Genomic DNA, 26,082 nt, shown 5'->3' with positions numbered 1-26,082 from the left:
TGTGGGGAGGCACGGGGCGATCTAGCGTCGCGTCCCATGGACGGGGACGTGCGGTTGCTCGGCATCAACGACCTTGGCGCCTGCCAGCGGCTCGCCGAGGACCGCGAGTGGGGCCGGGAGGATCACAAGTGGCGGTTCCTGTTCTCGGTCGGCGACGTCTACGGCGTTGAGGACGGCGACGGCGAACTCGCCGGGACGGTCGTGTGCACGCCCTACGGGAAGGACGTCGCGGCCATCAGCATGGTGCTGGTCGCCAAGCGTTTCGAACGGCGTGGCCTGGGCGCGCGGTTGATGCGGCACGCGATGGACAACTGTCGGACGGCAAGCATCTGCCTGACCGCCACCGAGTACGGACGTCCCTTGTATGAGCGCCTGGGTTTCCGTTCTGTGGGCCTGTGCACCACGTACAAGGGCGTATCGGATGGGCCGTCCGGGCGTGGAGTGTCCGTGCCGGTGGAGGCAGCCGACATGGCCGCCGTTCACGCGCTCGATACCGAGGTGTTCGGTGCCGACCGCTCGCAGTTGGTCGCCGGCCTGCCTTCGTTCTGCGAGACGCTACGGGTCGTCCGAGGCGAGACCGGCATCCTGGGCTACGGCGGTGCGTGGAGGAACGACGACAGGGTCGTTGTCGGTCCCGTCATGGCGCAGGACGCGGAAACCGCGCTCACGCTGGTGGAGGAGGTCGTCCCCGAAGGACCGATACGGCTCGACGTCGACCACCGGCATCCCGAGCTGATCGCCTGGGCGGAGGAGCACGGCCTCCGGCCCGCGTTCACCACGACGATCATGGAATACGGCGACCCCGTCGCGAACGACCCGTCCCGCCTCTTCCTCCCCGTGGCACAGGCCCTCGGCTGACCACTCCGCCAAGCCCGCCGTCCGCCACAGACCCCCGAACCGGCGTCCGTGCCGAACCGGCGTCCGTCCCGAACCGGCGTCCGTCCCGAACCGGCGTCCGTCCCGAACCGGCGTCCGTGCCGAACTGGTGTCCGTCCCGTGACCGGTGTCCGTCCTGAACCGGTGTCCGTCCTGAACCGGCGTCGGTCCTGAACCGGCGTCCGTCCGAAGCGGTTTTCGGCCTGCTCAGGTGGTCTTCGGGCTGGGCGTCCCGCCGGGCAGCGCGTACCGGAAGATCTTCTTCCAGGTGCCGGTGACCTGCCTGGACAGGGAGCCCGTGTGGTACGGCAGGTCGTACTTCTCACACAGCGCCCGGATGCGCGGGGCGATCTCGGCGTAGCGGTTGCTCGGCAGGTCCGGGAAGAGATGGTGTTCGATCTGGTGACTGAGGTTGCCGGTCATCAGGTGGAACAGGCTCCCGCCGGAGATGTTGGCCGAACCGCGGAGCTGCCGGACGTACCACTCGCCCTTCGTCTCACCGTCCAGCCGCTCCTCCTCGAACACCTCGACGTCCCCGGGGAAGTGCCCACAGAAAATGATCATGTGGGCCCAGACGTTGCGGACGACGTTCGCGGTGAAGTTCGCGGCCAGCGTGGAGAAGAACTGCGGGCCGGTGAGCAGCGGGAACGCCAGGTAGTCCTTGCCCCACTGGCGGCGGATCTTGCGTCCGATCCCGCGCAGCTTCTCCTTGGTCACCTCCTCGTCGTGCTCACCCGCCAGGATCTTGTCGATCTCCAGGTCGTGCATCGCGACGCCGTACTCGAAGAACATCGCGAGCAGCAGGTTGTAGAGCGGCTGCCCGATGTGAGCGGGGCTCCAAGCCTGCTCGGGCGCGACGCGCAGGATGCCGTAGCCGACGTCGTTGTCCTTGCCGATCACGTTGGTGAACGTGTGGTGGATGAAGTTGTGCGAGTGTTTCCACTGGTCGGCGGGGGAGACGTTGTCCCACTCCCACGTCGTCGAGTGGATCTTCGGGTCGCGCATCCAGTCCCACTGGCCGTGCATGACGTTGTGCCCGATCTCCATGTTCTCCAGGATCTTCGCGACGGCGAGCGTCGCGGTCCCGGCGACCCAGGCGGGCGGCAGCGACGACGCCATCAGCAGCGCCCGGCCGCCGATCTCCAGACCGCGCTGCCAGCGGATCACCCGGTGGATGTAGGACGCGTCGCGTTCGCCGAGCCCGGCGCTGACCTCTTCGCGTAGCGCGTCCAGCTCACGGGCGATGGCCTCGTAGTCGCCGGTCGTCAGACGTTCCATCGTGATCGTCATCGTCGTGCTCCCCCTCAGAGTTCGATTTCCACGGGCCCGGCGGCGGCCGAGACGCACGTCTGGACGATCTCGCCTTCCTCGCCGTGCACCTCGCCGGTGCGCAGGTCGCGCACCTGGCCGGAGCAGAGGCGGCCGACGCAGCTGTAGCAGATGCCCATCCGGCAGCCGCTCGGCAGCAGCGCCCCCGCGTCCTCCCCGGCCACCAGGAGCGGGGTGCCCCCGTCCACGTCGACCTCGACACCGCTCCTGGTGAACGTGACGCGCCCGCCTTCGCCCGCCGGCCCCTGCAGCGCGGTCCGGAAACGCTCAACGCGCAGCCGCTCTCCGGCCCCGGAGGCGCGCCAGTGCGCCGCGAGATCGTCCAGCATCGCCCCGGGACCGCAAGCCCACGCCTCGCGTTCCGCCCAGTCGGGACAGACCTCGGACAGCTCCGACGGCCTGAACCGGCCGTCCGACGACGTGTGCCGTTCATGCAGGCGCACGCCCGCCATCGAGCGGAGTTCGGCGCCGAAGATGACGTCCCCCGCCGTCCGGTCCGAGTGGACGACCACGGCATCGGACACACCGCCCAGGTGCCGCAGCATGGCCATGACCGGCGTGATCCCGCTGCCCGCCGTCACGAACAGCAGCCTTTCGGGAACGGACGACGGCAACACGAAGTCGCCCTCCGCCGACGCGAGCCGCACGACCGCGCCCGGCCGGATCTCGTGGACGAGATGCGCGGACACGAACCCGTCCCGTGCGGCCTTGACCGTCACGGTGATGCGCCCGTCCGGTCGCGGCGGGGACGACAGCGAGAACGTCCGCCAGTGCCGGACACCGCCGATGTCCACGCCGACCTTGACCCACTGGCCCGGCCGATGCCCCCGCCATGCCCGTCCCGGCTTGATCACCAGGGTCGCCGCGGCCGGAGCCTCGTGCCGGACGGCCTCGACCCGGCCCCGGAGTTCGGCCGTCGACCACAGCGGGTTGAGCAGCCCGAGATAGTCCTCCGGCAGCAGCGGCGTGGTGAGGTGACGGACACCCCCCGCAATCCGCCGCCCCACACCGGGCCGAGCGCGCGAAGCGGCGGCCCGCGCTTCCGCGCTGAGCGATGCGGTGGTCAAGGTGCCTCCCCGAAGACGCGCTAACTTACGGTTCCGTAAGCTACGGAGCCGTAGGAAGCCGTTTCAAGACTTCGGGCGGCAAAGCGACAGGCATCACACCATCGCATGATGTTCCATTCGATGATGTGATGCCTGGCTGATAAGAACGGGAGCGGAACTTGTCGGAAGTGGCTAGATCTTCCACGCCCAGGTGATGAACTCCCGGCCTCAGAAGTGGGTCTTCGGCCGCTCCTGCAGGACGCCGTCGAGGTAAATGTCGACCTTCTCGCTGTAGAAGCAGACCAGGCCCGCGACCTTGCGGCTCTCGTCCAGCGGGACCGGGTACGACCAGGCGAAATCCTTGTGGACGTCGCCACCCGCATGCACCGACCAGTACTCCGCGGTGCCCTTGTACGGGCAGTGCGTCACCGTGTCGGTGTGTTCGAGCAGGTCCATCCGGACATGCGTCTTCAGCAGGTAGTACCGCACCGGCAGGCCCGTCTCGAACAGCAGCCGCGGGCTGGACGACTCCGCGACCGTCACCCCGCCCACCTCGACCCGCACATGCCGCGACGACGCCAGGACGTCGACACGCGTGTACGGGCTGCGCGGATGGACGAAGACCTCCTCGTCCTCCTCGAACCAGCCGTCCATCGCGTCCCACTCCAGACGCACCAGGTCGCGCAGCTCCTCGACGGGCGACTCGGCGTACCGGAGCGCGGCGCCCTCGGCCTGTGCGCCGTCCACCTTCACCGTGTACGCGGTCGCGTCCCCCCGGCTCGGCGACCGCTTGCCCGGCCCGTCCTCGACGAGTTCGGCCCGCACGTCCGCGACGGGGAAGTAGTAGGTCGGGTAGTAGGGGATCTCCCACACGAGAGCCGCCCCCGTGGTGTCGGCCACCAGGTGGCCGCCGAGATAGGCCCTGACGCGCTTGCCGCTCTCCTCGATCCTGACGCCGGTCTTCCGCGATGTGCTCATGCCTGGGCAACCACCCAGCCACCACCCCTATTTCGCCACACCCCCCGGATCCGACCACCCCGACCCCACACCACCGACCGCACCGAGCGCGCACCGACCGCACCGAGCGCGCACCGACCGCACCGAGCGCGCACCGACCGCACCGAGCGCGCACCGACCGCACCGAGCGCGCACCGACACCATCGAGCGCGCACCGACACCATCGAGCGCGCACCGACACCACCGAGCGCGCACCGACACCACCGAGCGTCCGGCGACACGAGCCACCTGATGGTGCCATTACGCATGGGGTGGCCTCCTCCCGCAACGGATCAGCTCGGAGCTTGGTGGGGTCCGGACGACGGCCGGGCGGGGCTACCTGCGGGTTTTGGTCAGGACGGGATGGTGGTCCGGAGCTCCCTTGGACTTGCGTGGGACGGCGAAGATCGGGATCAGGGCGATGACAAGGACCGCTGCGACCCACCAGAAGGTCTCGGAGAATGCGTTCGCCAAGAGGGCGGGCGTGGCTCCGGTATGTCGTGCGGAGGCCTCGTCCAGGTTGCCGGAGGCGCCCGGTATCTCGCCGCGAATTGCGATCTGCAGGACTACCGCCGTCGCCGCGGTGCCGAACGAGCTGCCGACGCGCACCAAGATGTTCGCACCGGTGGTCGCCGCGGGCACCGCCTCCCGGGGCATTCCTTGGTACATCATGGCCATCAGGCAGGGGGCGATCAGGCCGTGGCCGAGCCCGACGACGAACATCGTCCCCATGATCACGCTCCGGCCGGTTCCGGGGGCGAGCGTGGTGAGCGCCAGGCTGCCGGCGAGGACGCACAGCACGCCGCCGACGACGAACCAGCGTCCGCCGAACCGGTCGGCCAGCCGTCCCGAGACCGCCATCGTGGCCATCGCACCGGCGCCCATCGGGGCCAGGAGCCAGCCCGCGTCCAGGGCCGGCTCGCCGCGGACGATCCCCGCGAACAGCGGGATCAGGATCATCACCCCGAACATCGCGGCGCTGTAGAGGAATAATCCTCCGGTCGCGGCGGTGAACGCCCGGGTGCTCAGCTGCCGCAGGTCGATGAGCGCCCCGTCGCCCCTGCGGAACGCGTGGACGACGAACGCGGTGACCAGAATGCCCCCGGTGATGACACCGGTGAGAAAACGCGCACCGGCGAATCCCGCCCCATTACCCGCCTCCGACAGCCCGTACACAAGGGCCGCCAGGCCGGGGGACAGCAGCACCATCCCGCGAACGTCCAGCCGGGCGTCTCTGCTGCGCTCGGTGTCGCGCGGCACCATCCGCAGGGCGGACACGAGCGCGACCGCACAGAACGGGACGTTGACGAAGAACATCCAGCGCCAGCTCAGACCATCGATGATCACGCCGCCGAGCAGCGGCCCGAGCACCGGCGCGAGCATGGCGGGCACCGAAACGATGCTCATCGCCCGGCCGATCCGTCCGGGACCGGCCTCCCGGACGAGCATCATCTGGCCGACGGGCATCAGCATGCCGCCGCCGAGACCCTGCAGCACGCGGAACGCGATCAGTGCGGGCAGCGACCAGGCGAGGCCGCACAGCACCGACCCGCTGATGAACAGCCCAAGCGAGACGAGCCACATCGTCCGGGCGCCGAACCGCTGCACCGACCACCCGCTCAGCGGGATCGCCATGGCCAGGGCGAGCGTGTAACCGGTGACCACCCACTGGATGGTCGAGAGTGAGGTGCCGAAGTCCGTGCCGAGAGTCGTGACCGCGACGTTGACGATCGTGGTGTCGAGGACCGTCATGATCGCGCCGAGCACCACGACGATCGCGAGCCTGCGCAGCCGCGGGTCGGTCTCGTCCTCGCCGGCGGGGGGCGCGGTTCGCACGCTGGTCATCCGTCCGCCTCCGTTTCCGTACGCCGTATCGGCATCACTGTACACCGTATCGCTCCGTCCGTACGCCGTATCGATACGGTGTATCACGTACGATCTTTGCTGTGGCAGGAACTTCAAGGTCAGGCGATGTGTGGACGCGTCCGCGCGGTGGACGTCGCCCGAAGCTGACGCGCGAGGCCATCGTCGAGACGGCGATCAAGATCGCCGACGCCGAGCGCCTGGACGCGGTGTCCATCCGCCGCATCGCGAGCGAGCTGGGCGTGCGCGCGATGAGCCTCTACACCCACATCGACGCGAAGGAAGACCTCCTCGACCTCATGTACGACGAGGTCGCGCAGGAGGTGCTGATCAAGGGCGAGCTGCCGGACGACTGGCGCGAGGCGATGCTCCAGATAGCCCGCAGGGAACGCGAGGTCGGCGTCAAACATCCCTGGATGTTCGAACTCGCCCGCCGCGCCCCCCGCGTTGGGCCGAACGGCCTGCGCCATGCCGAACAGTCCCTCGCCGCGGCCGCCCGGCTCACCGACGACCTGGAGAGCATGCTGGCCATCGTCACCACCATCGACCACTACATGCTGGGCTACACCCTCCGGGAACAGAACGCCCACGACGTCGGCGAGAACGGTCTGCAGCGCGCCCAAGCCAGCCTCCTGGAGCAGGAGTACGTTCGGAAGCTCCTGGAAACCGGCGAGTTCCCCCACCTCAAACCCCTCTTCGAGGCGGGCGTCCACGGCCGTGAGAACTTCGAGCAGGGCCTCAACTGGCTGCTCGACGGCATCGAACACGAATACGGAGGGAAGTAGCCCCGGGCCACCGCGCCGACGTAGCGTAGGCGGCGGCGTACGTGCCGCTACGACGAGACGGGGTCCAGGTGCGGGCAGCGAAGTTCATCAGTGTGGCCACCGTGCTGGCGTTTGCGACGGCCGCCGGATGCAGCGACAGCCCCGAGAAAGAGGACACGACACCGCCCACCGTCCCCGCAGGGCTCGAATCGTTCTACAGCCAGAAACCGTCCTGGAAGGACTGCCAGGACGGTTTCGAATGCACGACCGTCCAGGTGCCCCTGGACTATGCCAAGCCGTCCGGCGAAAAGGTCGGCATCTCCGTCATCAGGCTCCCGGCCGAGGACAGTTCGGACCGGATCGGCTCACTGTTCACCAATCCGGGCGGCCCCGGCGGTTCCGGGGTCGACTTCGTCCGCCAGGCGGCCCGCGCCTTCGGCGACGACCTGCGCAGCCGCTTCGACATCGTCGGCTTCGACCCCCGCGGCGTCGCCGACAGCGCCCCGGTCCGCTGCAACACAGGCCCCCAACTCGACGACTTCTTCGCCACGGACGCCTCCCCGGACAGCGAGAGCGAGACCAGTGCCCTAGGCGACGAGGGCAAGGAGTTCGCGCAGAACTGCGAGACCAAGGCCGCGTCTCAACTCCGCTACGTGGGCACCGTCAACGCCGCCCGCGATATGGACGTCCTCCGTGCCGCCCTGGGCGACCGGAAGCTCACCTACTACGGCGCCTCCTACGGCACCTACCTGGGCGCCTTCTACGCCGAACAGTTCCCCAAGAACGTCCGAGCCCTCGCCCTGGACGGCGCCGTCGACCCCAAGCTGTCCTCAACCGAACTGCTGATCGAACAGGCCAAGGGCTTCGAGACGGCCCTGCGCGCGTTCGCCGACGACTGCGTCAAGACAGGCGGCTGCCCCTTCGGCGGTACCGCCGACGCGGTCATCGCCAAAATCGCGTCCTTCCTAGCGGCGACGGACAAGAAGCCGCTCACCAGCACCCGGGACTCCCGCAAGGTCACCGAGTCCCTGGCCGTGATGGGCATAGCCAGGTCCCTCTACGTCAAGGAGTACTGGCCCGTCCTCCGCCAAGCTCTCACCCAGGCCATCCAGCAGGGCGACGGCACGGTCCTCCTCACCCTCGCGGACGAGATGGTCGAGCGCGAACCCAACGGCACCTACAGCAACCAGACCGACGCCAACATGGCCGTCAACTGCGTCGACAAACCCAACCCCCCGGACCTCGCCACCTACGGCAAGGCCGCCGCCGAAGCCAAGAAGGCCGCCCCCCTCTTCGGCCCCTTCGTCGTCTGGGGCGGCCTCCCGTGCGTCTACTGGCCCGTCCAGACCGAGGAGAAGCCGAAACCCATCACCGCCAAGGGCGCCGCCCCCATCGTCGTCATCGGAACCACCCGCGACCCGGCCACGCCCTACAAGTGGGCCGAAAACCTCGCAGAGCAGCTCTCCAGCGGCGTCCTCCTCACCTACGACGGCGACGGCCACACCGCCTACCTGCAAGGCGACCCCTGCATCACCAAGGCCACCGACGACTACCTGATCAACACCGACCCGCCCGAGGACGGAACCACCTGCCCCTGAATAACCAGTGCACACCCACACCCGCGGACCCGGTAGACTTCTTCCCGCCGTGCCCCGCACGGCACGCCGCCTTAGCTCAGTCGGCAGAGCGATTCACTCGTAATGAATAGGTCATCGGTTCGATTCCGATAGGCGGCTCCCACCTCCAGGCCCATCGCGATCACTCGCGATGGGCCTTCTGCATGACTGCCTGACTGAGGATCCTCGGCAGCGACGGGGAAGACGTCGTCCATGGCCTCGGCTCCGGCAGGCAAAGCGGACCGGAGCCGAGGCCAGTAGACCGTCTCCATGACCTCCGGCTCTTTGCCCGGCCGGCCGCGAGATCTCCTCGATGGGCACGCCAGCGTCCGACAGCACCGACACGAAGCTGTGCCGCAGCTCCCGCAGCGTCCAGCCGTCCGGGTTCAGGTCCGTCTTCGCCAGGACGGCCCGGAAGGACCGCAGCACGTTGCCGGCGTTCCATTCGGTGCCCACGGCGGACGCGAAGACGAGGCCGTGCTCTTGCCAAGCCTTCCCCGCCGCCGCGCTCTGCTCGTCCCGCAGCAGGAGGTGGAATCGTTGGGCCCCACCTACAGCTCGGCAGCGCCAGCATGCTTTGGACCTCTTGGTCTTGCCGCCGGCACGCACAGAACGCCAGGCTCTGGTGGGCGGCGGGATGAACGGCTACCCATCTGGCAAGCCGTCCAGGCCGACATGCACCCACATCGCTGTGGCCGCTTGGTCGAGCATGAGCCAGGCGTCCACTTGTCGGCGGACGGGTTCGCGTAGCTCGCGCGGCCAGTACGGGAGTGCCGCTGCAAGAGCGAGGGGACGGAACAGGTCGCACGCCCGAGCCACAGGGCCCCGTAGCCGCATCCAAACCCGACGCCCCCTCTCCCAGAGGGATGACGACTCAGGAGGGCGCCATCTCATAGCCGAGATCAGTCCGGGCACGCCTCAAGGGCCTGGAGCGACCAGGAGGCCATGAGATCAGGCGACCGGAAGCGCCATCCACAGGGTGACGGCGGCCTGCTGTAGAACCAGGAGCCGGCAACGCTGGATCACTGAAATCACCTTGGGCTACACCCGCCCGGTAAGCGGATCGCGACGAGGAAACGCGTCAAGTATCGGAGCATTGTCAAGAACCACATCACCCCGAGCCTCGGCGCCCTTTTCAGGCGACGGAATCTCAGAACCCGAGGAGTCGAACGGAACTATTCTATTCTTCTGGACAGTGAGGATGTTCCTCGTCGGCATATAGCGAGCTCGAACCATGGGCCGCGCTGCCCTCTGGACGCCGCGAGCCGGGAAGCTCGACTGCTCAGGGTTCCTAACGGCAGGTCTGGACTGGAGTCCAGGGGGTCCGGAAGGCCGCGTGGGGCCTGTCTCCGTTCAATTCAGGCCGGTACTCCCGGGTACGCGTATCGCCGATCTTGCTCGGAAAGTTCATCCTGTCCGTTGTCTCCGCTGTGCCCCACTGTGGCGTGGGTCGGCTCGTCGAGGCGGGAAGCGCGGGACCGTTTCGCTTCGGTGGCCTGGTGTTGGCGGCTGATGCCGGCTGCCAGGACGAAGACGCTGATCGTGAGCCCGAGCATCATGAAGAAGACGACTTCGGCGGAGCGGGTCGGACCGAAGGCGGAGACGATGTATCCGGCGCAGAGGGCGCCGGCGGCGGCGGAGCAGCGGCTGATGAAATTGCTCGCGCTCGCGACCCTGGCGAGGAGATGCTGCTTGATCTCTCTCGCCTGGTAGAGGTTCAGTGCAACGTTCACGTTCGCGCCCACGAAGCCGATGCCGCCCCAGGCGATGACCATGGCGACGGGGTGATGGGTGAAGGCGATGATTGCGGTGAGGACGAGCCATGCCCCGGAGCAGGCGACAAGGACGCTGAGCTTACGTTTCACGGCGATATCGACGCTGAGCTTCGGGGCGATACGGACGCTGAGCTTCTCGTTGACGTCGATCAGCCGCCGGGCCGAGAACGCACCGATCAGGCCGCCGATGCCGGAGGCCGCCAGAATGACTCCGATGAAGAGCGTGGATCTCTGTTCCTGCTTTGCCAGGACAATGAAAAGGAGTATGACGATCTGGAATAGTACGTTCGTAACTATGCAGACGAACATGACGGCGCGCAGGAAGCGCTCCTTCCAGAACGCGGAGAGCCCAACTTTTAATGCGTTGATCATCCCCGTGTCGTATGGTTTGTTCGCCCTGAAGAACCGGCCGTCCATTCTCAGCACCGAGAGGAGGGCGGCCAAGCCGGCGACCAGATTGATCAGGGAGGGGCCGTAGTGACCGATCGCGGCCAGAAAGCCGCCGAGTGGGCGGCCCATGGATAGGGCCCCCTGGCTGCGGGCCTCGTTTCTCGCGATCGCGATCGGCAGCAGTTGATGTTGGACGACCCTCGGTACGGAGGTGAGTTCGGCGGTCGCATAGAATACGGCGCAGGTGCCTTCCACCGCGGCGGCGATCAGGAGGGCGGCGACCGGTTCGTCGAATATCCGGAAGGCGGCCAGGAGCATCAGAGCCGACGCCACTCTTATCACCTGGCTGGCGACCATCACGAGCCGGTAGTCGCTTCGCTCGATGAGAACGCCCGCGGGGAGTTGGAGCAGCAAGGGCGGAAAAGTTCCGGCCGCAGTCACCCAACCCGCCAGGACCGGCGAATCCATCACCGACAGGGCAAGCAATGGGAATGCGGCCATCGTGCTTACTGAGCCCAGCTGAGAAATGCCGGATCCGACGGTGAGCCAGGTAAAATCAGGACCAAGGGAAGGTGATTCCTTGGTGCGCCGCCACCGCGTAAGGCGTAAGGCTGCCAAGCTTACCTCCCTCCCGTCAAGAGCGGGGCTCTCAAAAGCGAGGGGTTACCGCTCCGAGTCGCACAGCACAGCACTGGACTGTAGTGGATCAGGCGGGTATTACGAGGGCGATTCAGCAGTTGTGGTCAGCGTCCGTCCGGCCGCTGCGCGCCGCTGCCCTCGGTGGTCACCGCGATGCTCAGTTGCTGCACCCGATGCTTGATCCTGCGGTCGATCTCGACGGGATCGACATCCGCCCCACCTGCCGACTTACCGTACTGAAATGCCCACGCCACCTCCTCCAGGAGGGACGCGACGACCTCTCGGGTCTCCTCGCTGCGGCTGATGCCCCAGAGTCCCAGGAGAGCGGCCTCAGCCTTGGGGTAATCGTCCCTTATGCGCCTGATTCGATCGGGTAGATCGTGATTGTCCAAACGGGCGGCATCCGTCCGGCGCATGTCCTGGACGAGCTGTGTCCCGACGCTGACCTTGATTACCGCCAGCCGGACCTCCGCGAGGGACGCCTGCAGTTCTCGTCGATGTACCTCCTGTTCCCTTTCGGCCCGCTGGTCTCGTTCTTGCCGGCTCGTCCGCCGTGTACGGCGCCATTCGGCAACGAACCCCCCGACGGTCGCCATAACAGTGCCGAGAATCGTGGCAGAGCCGATCGCGAGTCCAACAATGGCCACGTCCTGCATACTTCCCCCGGTTCGACTGATAAACCTGACCTGACGTCAAGGAATCTTCCGCATGAGGTGTGCCTCGCTGCGCTGGTGATCGGGCAACGGCGGGTTCTTGGCCTGCATGGCCCTCGCGGCGAGCTTGATCGCAGACGCCTGGTCTCCGCGCAGGTCCTCGGCCCTTGCGGCATGGAGGAGCGCCGGGCCGTCGTCGGTGGACTCTGCGAGGACGGCGTCGAGCGTCCGCGCGGCCGCGTCCATCCGTGACCGGGTCGTGAGCGCCAGGGCCCGGGCCGCCTCACTGGAGGGACGGGTGTGGCGGCCGACCCGGCCCAAGTCCCGGAGCGCAGAGTTCGCCGACTCCGGATTTCCGAAATCGGCGAAGATCTTGCTGCGGGTCTGCAGCACCTCCGGTGTGTCGCCGTCCAGATCCAGGGCGCCGCTGAGCACCGCCAGTGCGGCAGTCGGATCACCGGCCTGCCAGAGCGCACGCCCGAGGGCCGCCCGGGGCCCGGGGTCGGCCGGTACACGGCTCGCCGCGGCGCGCAGTTCCCGGACGGCCGCTGCACGCAATGTCTCCGCCCGCTCGGGAGCGGCTTCGGCCATTGCCAGTAACAGCCGGCCGACGGCGGTCAGCAGTTGAGCCACTCCCGGCGAATCCTGCAATGTCTCGAAGAGCTCGGCCGCATTGCGGTAGTGGCGAATCGCCGTCTCGGTTCGCCGTTCCTTGTGGGCGATGTCACCGAGGAGGGACTCGACTCGTGCGCGGATGGCGATCTGGTGCGGGCCGATGGTCCCGATCAAGCCTTCGGCGTGGATCCTGGCCAAGGCGAGTTCGCCGGCGCAGAGGGCCTTTCCGGACGCGCGCAGTACTTGTTCCGGCTTTTCGGCGACGGAGTGTGGCCGGTGCAGGCGTCGAAGGGGAATAGTGAGTCTTGGATGCAGAAGCGCGACCAGCGGTCGATCAGCTGCCGGTCGATGTGCACGGACGAGATGACGTTCCTCCAGGGCGCATAGTAGGGAGGTGTCATCGTCGTCCTCGATGGCCGCCGAGCTGCTGAGGATGGTTCTGCGAAACCAATCGGTGACGTCCTTGCTTTGCCGTGCGCGGTCGGCGGCAACCTCAATGAGTTCTTCCCGCAGATAGTCGGTCAGCGCGGCGTCCACCACCTCCGCCATCTGTTCCGGGTGGATGCCGGGAAGGGGGAGCAGCCGGGCGCAGACGGCCTGCAGCAGTGCCGGCTCGACCGGACCCGACGATTCTCCTCGTGGATCACGGCGGACCTCATCGACCAGGAGTTCGGCTACTCCCGGATCAAGCGTCCAGTTGGCGACCAGCGCCGAGCCGTGCACGGCCTCGATGGCGGCGGACCGGGCCAGCGGCCCGAGCCCGAACGTCCGGACATTGCCGATCCGCCGGCCGAAGCTCAGGGCTTCGGGAACGAAACCTTCGCGCACACAGAGCAGCAACCGGATGCTCTCCTGCTCCTGCAGTGCGTTGGTCAGCTCCTCGAGGAAACGCCTCCTGTCGCGCTCGTAGGCCGGTGACCGGCGGAAGAGCATCTCCGCCTGGTCTATGGCCACCATGAGCCCCGGCCCGCCTCGTCGTCGCAGGAAGTCTCCGATCGACAGTTCGGAGATGTGGTGCGGCGAGGCGTCCGGCTGCCAGGACGAGAGGACGGCGAGGGAGAAATGGTTCTGACCGGAAACCGCTGCGAGCGGGTGGTGTGGACGGTGGCCGGGATGCCCGACCGGGAGCACATCGCCTCCCAGGTCGCAGAGAAAGGGAAGGACGTCGGCGTGCAGCAGCGAGCTCTTCCCGATCCCGGCCACGCCGTGCAAGACCGTGAGCCTGCCGGACGTCCACTCTCCGGCGAGCTCCTTGGCCTCCCTGTCTCGGCCGTGAAATAGCACGCGTTCTTCTGCGGTGAAGAACCTGGACCCCACAAACGGCGCGCATCCTGCACCAGGGGGTAGGGCGAGCGTGCTCACTCGTCGCCATCCTGCTCTAGGGGCAGATGTTCTGGATGCTGAGTCTGACGCCCAGAATGGCGGCCCGGGTGAACGGCTGGCCGTATCCGGCCAATCAGGCCTTGTCGCCGGCGGGGGGTGACGCGAAAGAGTTGAAGGCCGCGATGGCGTCGCCGTCATACCGTGGATCAAGGATCTCGTTCACGGCGTGCCACAGTGCGCTCTCGCTGATCTCGTTCAGCCGGTCGAAGGAGACTTCGGAGAAGTCGAGTCGGCTGACCTGGAGGTTTCCGTGGTCCTGCATCTGATCTCCAGTGGTCGCTGGGCGGCGAACCCTTTAAGTTTGACACGAGAGCGTTGATATGGCCAGAAGTCGATCGCATAGCACTCACGGGTCATAGGTTTTGTGTCTCGTGACACAAAGACCGAACATTCTTCTTATGGGCCGGTCGTTCTCCGTTTTATTGGACGTCCTAAATGACATATCCCTTCCCGGATGTTGCGAGTATGGTGGTTGGCGTCCCACCGGGTGACGGAAATGGTCGCCGTCCGCGAGCGGAACCGGAGGCGGGTTCACGTGGAGCTATCGACTGGTCAGGGCGGAATGGCTGCCAGGCGGGTTCCCCAGGTGTGGGGGAAGAAGGTCCCCCCGCGGAACAGGAACTTCACCGGACGTGAAGATCTTCTTGACAGGCTGCGGGCCGGAATAACGGGCCAGGACGGGATAACGGGCAAGGTGACCGCCGTCGTGTCCGCGCCGCATGCCCTCCACGGGCTCGGCGGAGTCGGGAAGACGCAGATGGCGGTCGAATACGCGCACAGGTTCGGCGCGTATTACGACCTGGTCTGGTGGGTGTCTGCGGACCAGCCGAATCTGCTGCGGTCCGCATTGGCCGCCCTCTCCCCATATCTCAACCTTCCTCCGATGACCGCGACGGGCATCGAGGAGGCCTGCAACTCCGTACTGGACGCCTTGAGGCGCGGCGACCCGTTCGACAAATGGCTGCTGATCTTCGACAACGCCGACCAGCCCGAGGACCTGACCGAACTCATCCCCAGCGCCGGACCCGGCCATGTTCTGATCACCTCGCGTAACCACCGATGGAGCGGCGTCTACGAGACCGTCCCCGTCGACGTGTTCACCCGGCAGGAGAGCCTGAGGTTCCTGGCCAAGCGAGTCCCCCGCACGGACGGCGATCCCGACGCCGACCGCCTGGCGGACCAACTCGGCGACCTTCCGCTCGCACTCGAGCAGGCCGGCGCGCTTCAAGCGGAGACCGGCATGCCCGTGTCGGAGTACCTGGAGCTTCTGGCCGAGCGGACGGCCGAGCTGCTGTCGGTGGGCAAGCCGTCGGAATACCCGGAGTCGATGACGGCCGCCTGGGGGCTTTCGGTCAGCAGCCTGCGAAAGTCGCTGTCCGAAGCGGTCGAGCTGCTGCGTTACTGCGCCTTCTTCAGCCCGGAGCCCATCCCGCGGGACGTCTTCAACCAAAGTCACCCGAAGCTGAGCCCGGAGATAGCCGAACTGCTCAACGACCCGATTCGGCTGAGCCGCGCCATCGGGGAACTCGGCCGCTATGCGCTCGCCAAGATCGACAACACGACGAGCCGGACGATTCAGGTGCACCGGCTGATCCAAGCGCTGGTCCGTGAGGAACTCGAAAAGGCCGACCGGGAACGCATCCGGAACGAGGTCTATCTGCTCCTGGCGCAGGCCACGCCGGACGTGCCGCAGGACCCGTCGAAGTGGTCGGAATACTTCGACCTGCTCGGCCATGTCCAGCCCGCCCAGATCGCGGAAAGCCGTGACCCTGAAGTCCGGGCGATGCTGCTCCAGGTGGTCCGGTACCTGCGGGCCTCCGGCGACTACGGGTCGGCGCGCAGCTTTCTTGAGCAGTTCATCAAGCGGTGGTCCAAAGACGGGTCCTCGGAGGAGATGGACGTTCTCCGCGCACAGCGTCACCTCGGCAACGTGCTGCGGGACCTTGGTGACTTTCAGGGTGCCTACGAGCTCGACTTTCGCATCATGCCGACGATGGAAAGGGTCGCAGGTGCGGAGCATCCGGAAACGCTCCAGTTGCTCAACAGCATTGGTGCCGACTACCGTGCCAGTGGCGAGTTCTCGCAAGCGCTCGACCACGACATGAAATCGCTCGAACGACACGACAGGGCGTACCAGAAACGCGATCCGCAGACGGCGCGCGTGGTCAACAGTCTCGGCTTGGACTACGGGCTTAACAGCCAGTATGAAAAATGCAAGGAGTTCCACGAGCGCGCCTATATTCTGCATCGTGCGCTCGGGCGTACCGGCGATGCGGTCGACCTTCTCGCCCCATGGACCGGACTGGCGCGGGCGGTCCGGCTCTGCGGCGATTATGCCGAGGCGTGCGACCTCGGTGTGGAGGCGCACGCGTTCGGGGTCACCGAACTGGGAGCCGACCACCCCTGGACGCTGCGTGCCGCCAAGGACTTGTCCATCTCCTGGCGGCGGGTAGGCGAGTTCGAAAGCGCGCATGAAATGGCTTTGAACGTCCACTCGCGCTACTTGCGGCTTTTCGGGCTGACCCATCCGGATACGCTCGCGTCCGCGATGTGCCTGGCGAACATCCAGCGGACCATGGGGGAGATCGACGGCGCGATGACGCTGGCGGCGGACACCGTGAACCGGTATCCGAGCGTCTACGGGTCGGAACACCCCTACAACCACGGCTGCACCGGGAACCTCGCGCTTTTGAGCCGGGTGACCGGGGAGGCGGCGAAGGCGCGCACGTTGAACGAGAAGGCCCTCGCCGCCCTGGACGCGAGGTTCGGGCGCGATCACCACTACCCGCTCACGGTGGCGGTGAATCTCGCCAGCGATCTCGCTGCGCTCGACGAAATCGAGGCGGCCGTTCGACTGGGGCGGGGGACGCTGCGCCGGTTGACGCGCCTTCTCGGTGGTCGTCACCCGATGACGCTCGCGTGCGCGGCCAACCTCGCCACGGATCTGTTCAATGCGGGAATGAAGGAGGAGGCGCAGAACCTCCACACTGCGACGATGGACCACTACGCGGCGACGCTCGGTCAGGAACACCCCGACGCGATCGTCGCCAAGGACCGTCGTCACCTCGACTGCGACTTCGATCCACCCCCGATCTGAGCCGGCGCCTCGGCTCGGAGCTGTGGTCAGGCGTGGCGGCGGCGCCATGACGAGCGGTGTTCGTCCGCGTTAGCCCTGGCGCTCCGGTGGGCGACCGGGGGGACGTACTCCCGCTGCCATGCCCGAAGTGTCCGCGCCATCTCGTCCACGAAGGCCATGCCCGTTTCGGTGAGGCGTCCGCTGTCGGCCAGCGTTCGTGCCGCCTGGCCGGCGGCCTCTCGCCAACGCGCGAACTCGCTGTGCGCACGCAGCGCTTGACTCCCATGCTCGGCTTCTCGCTGCCTGCGCCAGAAGCCCGTCACGCCCAGGTACGCGTACGTGCCCTGGAGCAGACCCGCGATAGGGCGCGGATCCGGCCTCCACGGCGCGTAGTGAAGGGTGCCGTCGTCACGGCGTGTCAACGGCACGATCTCCAGCAAGGCGCTTAGTTTCACGTGCTGGACCTCGTGACACAGCGTTTCCGCGAGCTCATAAGGCCCGGGCGGTGTCGACAGGCCTATGTTGCCGAAGGCGTGGGTCGGCGTCCCGCTCACATGTCCGGTTCCGGTCGCACGGAGAGGCGTCAATGCGGTGACGGCGGCGGAAACCTCGGCGGCGGTCGTCCAATGCAGCGGAACCATGATTTCCCATGCTTCCGAGAGGACGGCCTGCCAGTGCCTGACCCCCAGGTCGTCGAGGCGTCCCGCGACGGTGCCGGCACCGGGCATCCGGTCGGGATCGCCGTCCTCGAGGACGAATCCGACGCTCGTTTCGGCGTGCCGCGCACGCAGCGTTCTCAGGGGCGTCCAGCCGGGTTCGCCGTCCCTCAGTGTCACGTGCCCGACTCGTCCGGAACCGAACTTCGCCGTGGTGCGGTCCGGCAGGGTCGCGCGTCCAAGCCCGGGTAGGACGACGGAGCCGTCTTCGGCCGGCACGGTTATGGTCCGGTCGCTGCCGACCCGGTGCGCCGCTACGGCGGCCACACATGCCAGCCGCCCGGGATGGGATGTCCGGCCCTCGCGCAACTCCGTGAGCGTCCGCCGCACCCAGGCGGTGACCGTTGGATAGGCGAGGACCTCGCCGATCGCGTTCGGATGGGCGCGGTGGAGTGAATTGAGCAGTTCGAAGCCATCCGCGGCCATACCCGCCTCGGGATGCTCCGCCGCTTGTGCCCTCTCCAGCACACCCCGGATCAGAAGCAGAAGTCTTCCCCGGTGGATGGCACGCAGTTCTTGGACGGCCTTCTCGCCACCACCGCCGCGAGCGAGACCATGAAACGTCCTTCCGGACAGCATCAGCCGCGGGATCCCGTCAGTTCGGCCAGATCGTCCACCATGACCTGCCGGACGTGGGTGATCAAGCGCAGGAGGTCCGCACAGAACACGCTCGGGTTCCGGAAACCGCGTCCCGTCCGGTACCGGTGCGGATAAAGGCCGCCGCCGCACACGCGATGGACGTCGCACGCCCGACATTTGGTCGATAGGGCCGCGATGCCGATCTGCCTTGCCGCGAACGGTGCGAGCATGAGCGCCGAGTCGAAACCGTCGCGGAAGACGTGGAGGCGGGTGGCGGACGCCCCTTCGTAGGCGGATTTGAGCGTGTCGACCAGTTCGATGGACCCGTCGGTCTCGACGACCGTGACCGCCACCGGCGACAGACCGAGGGCCTCGCTGCGGGACGGGCGGCCGCCCAGCATGCGCATGATCTCGCTGAACATCCTGATCCGGGTCTCCTGGACGGGCGCCCGATACCAGCGGTCGAAGATCGCGATCAGCCAGTCGGCATAGGGGGTCCGCCCGGGTGCGGGCAGGCCGGGGGGCGGCATGTCCCAGTTGCCGTGGGGGAGCAGGAAATCAATGGACGAAGGGCGGAATGCTAGAAGTGCATCGTAAGTCCGCAATGGGTCGGCGCCCAGGTCGATGGTGGTCAGCAAGCCGGAGAACAGGTGCCTGTACTGCGGTGCGTTGAGCAGGTCGAGCCCGGCGGCCACCGCTTGATAGCTCCCCCGGCCGTCGGCCCGCTTGCGATGCAAATCGTGACTGTCCTGATCACCGTCCAGACTGACGCCCAGGAGGACGCCCAGTTCATCGAACAGATCGAGGAAGTTGGTGTCGAGCAGGACACCATTGGTCTGCACGTGGAAGGTGACCGTGGTCATCGGATCGATGGCGGACCTGATGGTGTGCAATGCGTACCGGAGGTGCTCGAGGCCTGCGAGAAGCGGCTCCCCACCGTGCAGGATGACATCGATCCCGGGAAGCTTGTTGCTGCGAGCGTGTTCGGCGATCCTTTCGGCGACCTTGGCGATCGTGGGTTTCGTCATACGACGAGGTTGTTTCCGCCAATTTTGGTCAGCCATCTCGTACATATAGCAGTACGTACATTTCAGGTTGCAGCGGCTGTGGATCTTGAGGATGAACTGCCGGAACGGCGTCGGTCGCCATCCCGCCTCGAGCAGGGCGCCCACGTCCAGGGTGTCCGGCCACTCGGGGCTTTCGCCGGTGCGTCCGCTGTGCGTCACGCCCGTCCACCTCTCGTCGGCAATCGACGCGCGCGACTCGGCGCACTGTCCGGTTTTGTCCCTTTATAGGTCTTTTGGGGAGATCATTAAACCGGTGTGCGGCGGCCGATCCGGGCCGCGCGCGAAGTGCCGGCCGATCTCGTCTCCGTCACCTGCGGAAACAGCCGGTAAGACGCACTTGGCTAGGGCATCAGGGTTTTGTCGCATGGGGGGAGGTTGGTGCTCATGCCGGCGGTGATGGCCCAGCGTTCGTGGTCGCGCCAGACGCCGCCGATGTTGATGAACCCGGGAGAGAATCCTTCCCGCCTGAAGCCGAGCCGGTTGACGAGGCGGCGGGAGGGTTCGTTGGCCGGCTGGACGTCCGCCTCGACCCGGTGCAGGCCGAGCGGGCCGAACGCGTAGAGGACGGTCAGGCCGACGCCTTCCGTCATGTAGCCCAGGCCCGCGTTCGGTGTGAAGGCGGCGAAACCGAGGACCGCGCGGTCGTACGGTCTGCGGACGATGCCGGTGAGCGTGGCATGACCGGCGATGGCGCCCGTGTCCGCGCGTTTGATCAGCAGCGCCTCACCGGCCGCCGGGTCCGCGAACCGGCTCAAGTACTCGCGGAACGCCGCCGGGTCGGCCGGCGTCCTGACCCAGTCTTTGTGCAGCTCGGCGCTCTGTTCGGCGAGCCGGACGAACTCCTCCTCGTCCGCCGCCCGCAGCCGGCGCAGCATTACGCGACAGCCCACAACACCTCCGACCTGGCCCGTTGCCCAGGACCGCTCTGCTCAGGGCCGGCTGGGGGACGACCGGCCGTCTACGGACCAGGTTGCACCACGTTCCCCGCAGAGCGCACTCGCCGCACAGTCACGTCTGGGAGCCCGGAAAGTTCGCCGGGACCGAGGAGTGCGGCGGGTGTGCGGTCAGGGAGTGGAGTCGAGGTGTTCGGCGAGGACCTTCAGGTGGGTCTCGCGCGCTTCGGAGTGGCACCGGCGGCCGGCATCGGTGATCTTGACGAAGACGCCGCGGCGGTCGGCCTCGCAGAGACCGCGCTGGACGTAGCCGTGCTTCTCCAGGCGGGCGACCGTGCGGGACAGGGCGCTCTGGCTGAGATACATGGCCGCGGCGATCTCCTGCATGCGGTGCTTCTCACAGTCGAGGTCGACGAGGCGGTCGAGGGTCTCGTACTCGCTCATGCTGACGCCATGGGCGTCCTGCAGGGCGCGTTCGAGGGCGCACGCGACCGTGTTGTAGCAGCTCGCGAGCTTGCGCCAGCGGCCGACCAGAGCAGACTCCGCCTCCATGCCGCGGATCCTAGCATGCGCACGCATGAGATGCATCCGCATTAAATTCTGAGGAATTTAGTGCGTAGACATTTGATGCATGCGCATGTACCGTCCTCCGACGTGGCTATCACCGACACCTCGACTGCACCAACCGTCCGTGCGCCGGCCGCCGCGAGCGCGCCGGCCGAACAGACCTGGACTCCCCGGCTGTGGGGGGTCCTCGCGGTCTTGTGCGCCGTGCTGTTCCTCGATGCCCTCGACGTCTCGATGGTGGGCGTCGCGTTGCCGTCGATCGGCGCCGAACTGGGCCTTTCGACCACGTCACTGCAGTGGATCGTGAACGGCTACGTCCTCGGCTACGGCGGTCTGCTGCTGCTCGGCGGACGTACCGCCGACCTGCTCGGCCGCAGGCGGGTCTTCCTCACCGCCTTGGCCGTGTTCGCACTGGCGTCCCTGGTGGGAGCGCTGGTGAACGACGGCACGCTGCTGATCGTCACCCGTTTCGTCAAGGGCCTCGCCGCAGCGTTCACCGCACCGACCGCCTTGTCCATCCTGACCACCACGTTCCATGAAGGCCCCTCGCGCAACCGGGCTTTGTCGGTCTTCTCGGTCTTCGGCGCCAGTGGCTACTCGTCCGGACTGATCCTCGGCGGGCTGCTGACCAGCTTCGGGTGGCGCTGGACGTTCCTGACCCCCGTTCCCCTCGCCCTCATCGCCCTGGTCGCGGGCGCCGCCTTGATCCCGCGGGACAGGCCGGCCGCGAGCGGCGGGCACGATCTCGTCGGCGCCGTCACCCTCACCGGAGGCATGCTGCTCGCCGTGTACACCGTCGTTTCCGCACCTGACCGGGGCTGGCTCGACCCGGTCACGCTGGGTTCCGTCGCGCTGGCGGCGGCGCTGCTGACGGGTTTCTTCGTCACGGAGAAGAGGGTGCGGCACCCGCTGATCCGGTTGGGCATCCTGCGGATCGGGACGATCGTCCGGGCCAACCTCAGCATCGTGGCGCTGTTCGGGTCTTACCTGAGTTTCCAGTTCATGATGACGCTCTACCTGCAGGACGTGCTGCGCTGGTCGCCGCTGAAGATGGCCATGGCGCTGCTGCCTGCCGGGCTCATCGTGGCGTTCGGCTCGCCGTTCGTCGGCCGGTTGATCGACCGGTACGGGACGCCCCGTCTGATCATCAGTTCCATGACGTCACTGACCCTCGGCTACGGGTGGTTCCTCGCCACGGCCGGGAACACCCCGCACTACGCGTTCACCATCCTGCCCACCATGCTGCTGCTCGGCGGCGGGTTCGCGTTCGGGTTCAGCTCGATCATGGGTCAGGCGACGGACGGGATCGATGACTCCGAGCAGGGACTGGCCTCCGGTCTCGTCCAGACATCGGGCCAGGTCGGCGCCGCCCTCGTCCTGGCAATGGTCACGGCCCTGGTCGCATCGGGGACGGCCGCCGGGGGCGAGGGCTTCGCCGAATTCACCCCGGGCGTCAACCTGGTCGGCGCCGTCGCCCTGACCGGCTTGGCCCTCAACCTCATCCCCCTCCTGCGCCGCCACCACCAACCCAAGCACGCCTGACGCGGCCCCGGAGCGGGGGCGCCCCGATCAGGGAGCGCCCCCGCCCATGCCCCGCCAACTGCGCCCCACCCCGTGTGCGTCCGCTGCGTCCCGCCTGTGCTGCTCGGTCGCGGTGTGGGTGGTGGGCGGGGCGTGCCGGCGGGGTGGTCGGCCTCGTCGGCACGGGTTGCTACTGGCGTTTCCAGAAGGGGCGGCGGGGTGCTGGGGATCCGGTGAAGTCGCTGAGGATTTCAAGTGCGCGGGTCCATTGGTGGTTGATGGTGGCCTCGTCCGATGAGGGGTTCAGGCGGCGCAGGTCGTCGCGGAGGGTGGACAGGGATGTGGCGTCCAGGGACTGCGCCTCCATGCGCTGCACGATCGACTCGAGGATGGGGAGGAGATCGCTCAGCAGGTGGTGGACGCGCTGGTCGTGCGCGTCGGGGACCTCGCGGAGGCGGTCGAGCACGTTGGCCAGCTCTTGCTGGAACCCGGTGAGGGCGGGCGCGGGGCGGGCGCGTCGTGGCGCCGGCGAAACCGGGCGGGCGGGCGGTGTGCTCGGGGGACGGCCCGTGCCCCGTAGGGGCGTGCTGCGCCCGGCGCCGTACGCGGGCGGTGGGCCCGACGGGGCCGGAAGCGGCGGGCTGCTCGGTGCCATGAAAGCTTCCGGCGCGAAGGCGTCCGCCGTGGCCGAGAAGGCGGCGTGCGTCATTCTCGGGGCGGCGGTGGGCTGCTCCCAGCCTCTGGGCGTCTCCACCGGCTGGACGGCCTGGTGCGGGGCTTCGCCATCGGTGACCACCCTGCTGTCCACGGCGACGAACGCGGTGAAGCGGCACAGGACGCCGAAGCGGAGGGACGTGCTGACGATGCGCTGCTCAAGGTCGTCCGGACCTCCGACCGTGTAGCGGTCCTCCAGGTCGCGCAGGTGCGCGCGTGCCCAGATGGACGTGGTGGCCGGGTCCTTGGCGATGGTGCCGGTGGCGTGCTGCTCCCAGGTCGTTCCGGTGGACGCGGTGCCGCGGACGGACAGCGAGCCGGACGGGGCGCCGCGGAAACGACCCGCGATCACCAGCGGGACGCCGGGGAACAGCGCGCCGAACTTGGCGGGGGCCACGGAGTCGGGAACGATCTCCAGGCCGTCGGCGTGGAGGCTGAGCCCCGTCGCGAGCGGCGCGGCGATCCGGTGGTGGATGTGCTCCATCGCCTCGTCGAGGCGGTCTTCGGATTCGACGAGTTCGCAGCGGCCCTGGCCGATGCCGGCGAGACGGTTCAGGAAACCCGCGTTGACGGCTTGGTCGATGCCGACCGTGTGGACGCGGACACCGTGCAGGCTGGGTTCCAGGCGGGCGAGGATCTGGTCTTCGTTGCCGACCTGGCCGTCGGTGATGAGGACCAGCACACGGTCGCGCGCCGGGTCGGCGAGCAGCCGGCAGCCTTCGTCGAGGGGAGCGAGCATCTCGGTGCCGCCGCGTGCGTTCAGGGCGGCCAGATGCTCCACCGCGCGGAACCTGTTGCGGTCGGTGCCCTCGACCAGGCCGGTGCCGAGGTCGCGGGGACGTTCGATGACGGTGTCGAAGGACAGGACGGCGAACCTGTCCTCGGCTCGGAACGTGTCGACGATGCGGGCGGCGGCGCGGCGGGCGGCGACCATCTTCCAGCCCTGCATGCTGCCGGAACGGTCGAGGACGAGCACCACGTCGCGCGGGTCCGGCCGGGCTTCTCCGGAGGGGAGCACGGTGAGGCTGAACGTTCCCTCCTCGCCGGACTCGTCCGGGACGAGGGAGAGGGCCGCGCTCTCGTGCGGCGCGTAGTCGAGGCGCAGGATGAAGTCGCGGTCGAGGCGTTCGCCCGGCCGGAGGCGGACGGTGGTGCGTTCGCCGTCGCCGTCTTCGGCCACCACGTGCAGCGCCGAGCGGATCTGGGTCAGCGGCAGCCCGGCCGGGTCGATGTCGACGGTGATGGCCAGCCGCACCGGGTTGGGGAAGCCCGGCAGTAGGACGGGCGGGCTGATCCGCGACGCGTCCGGCACGGCGTCGGTGTCGTCGGCGACTCCGGGCCCGGCGCGCTCGCCGTCGAGAGGCGCACCCGGGATGTAGCGGGGCGCGACGATGAGCGGGAAACGGAACGTAGCGCTGGAGGACGACTCGTGCGGCAGGGGCTGGTTGAGCGTCAGCCTGATCGTGACGTGCTCACCCGGAAGGATGTTGCCCACCCGCATGCTGAAGACGTCCGGGCGGTCTTCCTCGGCGATCGCGGCCCGTTGTCCGGCGGCGATGGCGGTGTCGTAGTCACGCCGGGCCTGGTCGCGCTCTTTCAGCGTCCCCTCGATGACCCGGTCGGCGGCCTCCATGCGCAGCGCGGTGACGGCGGCGCGGTCGGGCAGCGGGAAGATGTAGGTGGCCTCCAGCGGTATGTCGAACGGGTTGCGGAAGCCCTGGACGACCTCGATGCCGGCGGCCAGCCCGGTGATCGAGGCGTGCACGTCGACGGAGTCGAGCGGCAGATTGCCCCTGTCGGTCGTGAGCGCGCCGATTCCGTGGTCGGTGGCCGGGGGCTCGATGTCGGGTAGCGGCAGTATGCGCACGGTCACTGGGACCTCCGGGAAGGATCGGCTGGCTGGAACGCGGGGCTTGCTGCGGGGGCGAGAAGGCCGCGTCGGCGTAGCTCGTCGAGCAGCGGTCCCGCGGCGGTCTCGATGGCGGTGACGTCGTCATCGCTCAGGGCTGGGACGTCCAGCAGGAGGGTGAGGCCGGACGTCAGCCGGACGCCCTGGACGACAGAGGGACGGGGCTCGGCGGCGTCGCCCGAGCCGGCGGCGCCCGAGCCGGCGGCGCCCGAGCCGGCGGCGCCCGAGCCGGCGGCGCCATCCCCCCTGCCCACCCTGCCGTGGTCGTCCGGTCTGCCGTAGTCGTCGGTGATGGTGGCCGGGCTGTAGGAAACGTCCGGGCGCGTGTTCCAGAAGGTGGCGCGGGCGGTTTCACTTCCCGTGTCGGGTGGGCTCGCCGCCCCCGCTGTAGCTGCCCACTCGGCCGGCCCGGCTTGTTCCACCGGGCTCGCTTCGTCAGCGGCTGCCTCGTCTTCTGGGTCTGCTTCGTCTTCTGGGTCTGTTTCGTTTGGTCGGACTGAGGGGTGGGGCGGAGAGGGCGGGGCGGTGGGCTCATCTGCTCGTCCGGGCCGCGGGGCGGGTTCGCGGGCGGGCCGGGGGACGTGGCGGCGGGCCGGCGTCCGGCCGGCGGGTGGGGTTGCCGGGTGCGCCGGGGCCGGGAACGGGAGGGCGGCGATTCGTTCGAGGGTCGCGTCGGTGGCGGCGGTGAGTTCGAGCTGGATCTCGGCGATCGAGCGGCCCGCGGCCTGGCGGCGTTTGACCGCGATGAGCTGCAGGAGATGACGCGGACCGTACAGGGCGGTGCGGCCGCGCCGGCCGAGGGGCGGGTCGACCAGGCCGATCGTGGTGTACCAGCGGATCAGCCGTTCGTTGGGCAGGTCACGCACCCGGCCGCTGACCTGCGCGGATCCGTCCGCGGCAAGAGCCGCGGCGGCGCGTTCCGCCAGCTCGCTGATCGTCCACGTACCGTCCATGGCCCCGATGATGACACTGTCACGATGACAGTGTCAAATTCGCCGACCGAGATCCGGTCCTCGAAAATCCTTGATGGAACCGCCGGGCTGCCGCACGCTTGTGCAGCCGGGTGCGGCTCGGGGGCCGAGCGGAAGGGGCCTT

Annotated in this window: 19 protein-coding genes and 1 tRNA gene; 6 read left to right on the top strand and 14 right to left on the bottom strand. The window is 68.0% G+C overall.

Going from position 1 to position 26,082, the window contains the following annotated elements:
- Nucleotides 1-36: 36 nt before the first annotated feature.
- Nucleotides 37-858, top strand: a complete 822-nt coding sequence (locus tag AB0C35_RS01895; RefSeq protein ID WP_358449397.1) for a GNAT family N-acetyltransferase — start codon at nucleotides 37-39, stop codon at nucleotides 856-858.
- Between the two features lie 225 nt (nucleotides 859-1,083).
- On the opposite strand, the gene AB0C35_RS01890 is transcribed toward AB0C35_RS01895, so the two are convergent.
- The 4 genes from AB0C35_RS01890 to AB0C35_RS01875 form a co-directional block, all read right to left on the bottom strand.
- Nucleotides 1,084-2,166, bottom strand: a complete 1,083-nt coding sequence (locus AB0C35_RS01890) for an acyl-CoA desaturase (RefSeq protein ID WP_358449395.1) — start codon at nucleotides 2,164-2,166, stop codon at nucleotides 1,084-1,086.
- A gap of 14 nt (nucleotides 2,167-2,180) precedes the next feature.
- Nucleotides 2,181-3,272, bottom strand: coding sequence for a ferredoxin reductase (locus tag AB0C35_RS01885; protein WP_358449393.1), 1,092 nt, complete (start codon nucleotides 3,270-3,272; stop codon nucleotides 2,181-2,183).
- A gap of 207 nt (nucleotides 3,273-3,479) precedes the next feature.
- Nucleotides 3,480-4,229: a DUF427 domain-containing protein gene (locus AB0C35_RS01880; RefSeq protein ID WP_358449391.1), complete on the bottom strand. Its 750-nt coding sequence runs from the start codon at nucleotides 4,227-4,229 to the stop codon at nucleotides 3,480-3,482.
- Between the two features lie 354 nt (nucleotides 4,230-4,583).
- Nucleotides 4,584-6,092, bottom strand: coding sequence for a DHA2 family efflux MFS transporter permease subunit (locus AB0C35_RS01875; RefSeq protein ID WP_358449389.1), 1,509 nt, complete (start codon nucleotides 6,090-6,092; stop codon nucleotides 4,584-4,586).
- Nucleotides 6,093-6,193: 101 nt separating this feature from the next.
- Between AB0C35_RS01875 and AB0C35_RS01870 the strand changes: the two genes are divergently transcribed.
- The 3 genes from AB0C35_RS01870 (at nucleotide 6,194) to AB0C35_RS01860 (ending at nucleotide 8,610) form a co-directional block, all read left to right on the top strand.
- A complete protein-coding gene (locus AB0C35_RS01870; RefSeq protein WP_358449387.1) occupies nucleotides 6,194-6,895 on the top strand; it encodes a TetR/AcrR family transcriptional regulator in 702 nt (233 codons plus the stop codon).
- Between the two features lie 101 nt (nucleotides 6,896-6,996).
- A complete protein-coding gene (locus AB0C35_RS01865) occupies nucleotides 6,997-8,472 on the top strand; it encodes an alpha/beta hydrolase (RefSeq protein WP_358449385.1) in 1,476 nt (491 codons plus the stop codon).
- A 65-nt stretch (nucleotides 8,473-8,537) separates the two neighbouring features.
- Nucleotides 8,538-8,610: transfer RNA gene (locus tag AB0C35_RS01860), tRNA-Thr, on the top strand.
- 1,238 nt (nucleotides 8,611-9,848) lie between these two features.
- Here AB0C35_RS01860 and AB0C35_RS01855 read toward each other — a convergent pair.
- The 4 genes from AB0C35_RS01855 to AB0C35_RS01840 form a co-directional block, all read right to left on the bottom strand.
- Nucleotides 9,849-11,273 carry an MFS transporter gene (locus AB0C35_RS01855; protein ID WP_358449383.1) on the bottom strand — a complete coding sequence of 475 codons (1,425 nt, stop codon included), beginning with the start codon at nucleotides 11,271-11,273 and terminating at the stop codon, nucleotides 9,849-9,851.
- A gap of 125 nt (nucleotides 11,274-11,398) precedes the next feature.
- The gene (locus AB0C35_RS01850; RefSeq protein ID WP_358449381.1) at nucleotides 11,399-11,950 is read right to left on the bottom strand and encodes a hypothetical protein; all 552 of its coding nucleotides are present in this window, start codon (nucleotides 11,948-11,950) and stop codon (nucleotides 11,399-11,401) included.
- Between the two features lie 36 nt (nucleotides 11,951-11,986).
- Nucleotides 11,987-13,924, bottom strand: coding sequence for a tetratricopeptide repeat protein (locus AB0C35_RS01845; protein WP_358449380.1), 1,938 nt, complete (start codon nucleotides 13,922-13,924; stop codon nucleotides 11,987-11,989).
- Between the two features lie 94 nt (nucleotides 13,925-14,018).
- The gene (locus AB0C35_RS01840; protein WP_358449378.1) at nucleotides 14,019-14,207 is read right to left on the bottom strand and encodes a hypothetical protein; all 189 of its coding nucleotides are present in this window, start codon (nucleotides 14,205-14,207) and stop codon (nucleotides 14,019-14,021) included.
- A 234-nt stretch (nucleotides 14,208-14,441) separates the two neighbouring features.
- On the opposite strand from AB0C35_RS01840, the gene fxsT reads away from it, so the two are divergent.
- Nucleotides 14,442-17,042, top strand: coding sequence for an FxSxx-COOH system tetratricopeptide repeat protein (gene fxsT / locus AB0C35_RS01835; protein ID WP_358449849.1), 2,601 nt, complete (start codon nucleotides 14,442-14,444; stop codon nucleotides 17,040-17,042).
- Between the two features lie 26 nt (nucleotides 17,043-17,068).
- On the opposite strand, the gene AB0C35_RS01830 is transcribed toward fxsT, so the two are convergent.
- From AB0C35_RS01830 to AB0C35_RS01815, 4 genes are all read right to left on the bottom strand, one after another.
- Nucleotides 17,069-18,046, bottom strand: coding sequence for an HEXXH motif domain-containing protein (locus AB0C35_RS01830; RefSeq protein ID WP_358449376.1), 978 nt, complete (start codon nucleotides 18,044-18,046; stop codon nucleotides 17,069-17,071).
- A gap of 269 nt (nucleotides 18,047-18,315) precedes the next feature.
- Complete coding sequence (locus tag AB0C35_RS01825) at nucleotides 18,316-19,542, bottom strand: FxsB family cyclophane-forming radical SAM/SPASM peptide maturase (protein WP_358449374.1); 1,227 nt, start codon at nucleotides 19,540-19,542, stop codon at nucleotides 18,316-18,318.
- Nucleotides 19,543-19,724: 182 nt separating this feature from the next.
- A complete protein-coding gene (locus AB0C35_RS01820) occupies nucleotides 19,725-20,273 on the bottom strand; it encodes a GNAT family protein (RefSeq protein ID WP_358449372.1) in 549 nt (182 codons plus the stop codon).
- A 174-nt stretch (nucleotides 20,274-20,447) separates the two neighbouring features.
- Complete coding sequence (locus AB0C35_RS01815) at nucleotides 20,448-20,828, bottom strand: MarR family transcriptional regulator (protein ID WP_358449370.1); 381 nt, start codon at nucleotides 20,826-20,828, stop codon at nucleotides 20,448-20,450.
- A gap of 108 nt (nucleotides 20,829-20,936) precedes the next feature.
- Between AB0C35_RS01815 and AB0C35_RS01810 the strand changes: the two genes are divergently transcribed.
- Nucleotides 20,937-22,385, top strand: a complete 1,449-nt coding sequence (locus tag AB0C35_RS01810) for an MFS transporter (RefSeq protein ID WP_358449847.1) — start codon at nucleotides 20,937-20,939, stop codon at nucleotides 22,383-22,385.
- A gap of 169 nt (nucleotides 22,386-22,554) precedes the next feature.
- On the opposite strand, the gene AB0C35_RS01805 is transcribed toward AB0C35_RS01810, so the two are convergent.
- Both AB0C35_RS01805 and AB0C35_RS01800 read right to left on the bottom strand, forming a co-directional pair.
- Entirely contained in the window at nucleotides 22,555-24,951 is a 2,397-nt protein-coding gene (locus AB0C35_RS01805) for a VIT domain-containing protein (protein ID WP_358449368.1), read from the bottom strand.
- Complete coding sequence (locus tag AB0C35_RS01800; RefSeq protein WP_358449366.1) at nucleotides 24,948-25,940, bottom strand: MerR family transcriptional regulator; 993 nt, start codon at nucleotides 25,938-25,940, stop codon at nucleotides 24,948-24,950. Before AB0C35_RS01800 ends, AB0C35_RS01805 begins: the two co-directional genes overlap by 4 nt.
- Nucleotides 25,941-26,082 lie beyond the last annotated feature (142 nt).

It is taken from the genome of Spirillospora sp. NPDC048819 (assembly GCF_040650055.1).
In the GTDB taxonomy this organism is placed as follows: domain Bacteria; phylum Actinomycetota; class Actinomycetes; order Streptosporangiales; family Streptosporangiaceae; genus Spirillospora.
The sequence above is the reverse complement of the archived record's forward strand: the minus strand, read 5'-3'. Positions and strand labels throughout refer to the sequence as shown.

Excerpts from the sequence above, each read along its gene's own strand:
- fxsT (WP_358449849.1), top strand. The coding sequence starts at position 14,442 with ATGGTCGCCGTCCGCGAGCGGAACCGGAGGCGGGTTCACGTGGAGCTA.
- AB0C35_RS01875 (WP_358449389.1), bottom strand. The coding sequence starts at position 6,092 with ATGACCAGCGTGCGAACCGCGCCCCCCGCCGGCGAGGACGAGACCGAC.
- AB0C35_RS01890 (WP_358449395.1), bottom strand. The coding sequence starts at position 2,166 with ATGACGATCACGATGGAACGTCTGACGACCGGCGACTACGAGGCCATC.
- AB0C35_RS01815 (WP_358449370.1), bottom strand. The coding sequence starts at position 20,828 with ATGGAGGCGGAGTCTGCTCTGGTCGGCCGCTGGCGCAAGCTCGCGAGC.
- AB0C35_RS01880 (WP_358449391.1), bottom strand. The coding sequence starts at position 4,229 with ATGAGCACATCGCGGAAGACCGGCGTCAGGATCGAGGAGAGCGGCAAG.
- AB0C35_RS01850 (WP_358449381.1), bottom strand. The coding sequence starts at position 11,950 with ATGCAGGACGTGGCCATTGTTGGACTCGCGATCGGCTCTGCCACGATT.
- AB0C35_RS01840 (WP_358449378.1), bottom strand. The coding sequence starts at position 14,207 with ATGCAGGACCACGGAAACCTCCAGGTCAGCCGACTCGACTTCTCCGAA.
- AB0C35_RS01895 (WP_358449397.1), top strand. The coding sequence starts at position 37 with ATGGACGGGGACGTGCGGTTGCTCGGCATCAACGACCTTGGCGCCTGC.
- AB0C35_RS01800 (WP_358449366.1), bottom strand. The coding sequence starts at position 25,940 with ATGGACGGTACGTGGACGATCAGCGAGCTGGCGGAACGCGCCGCCGCG.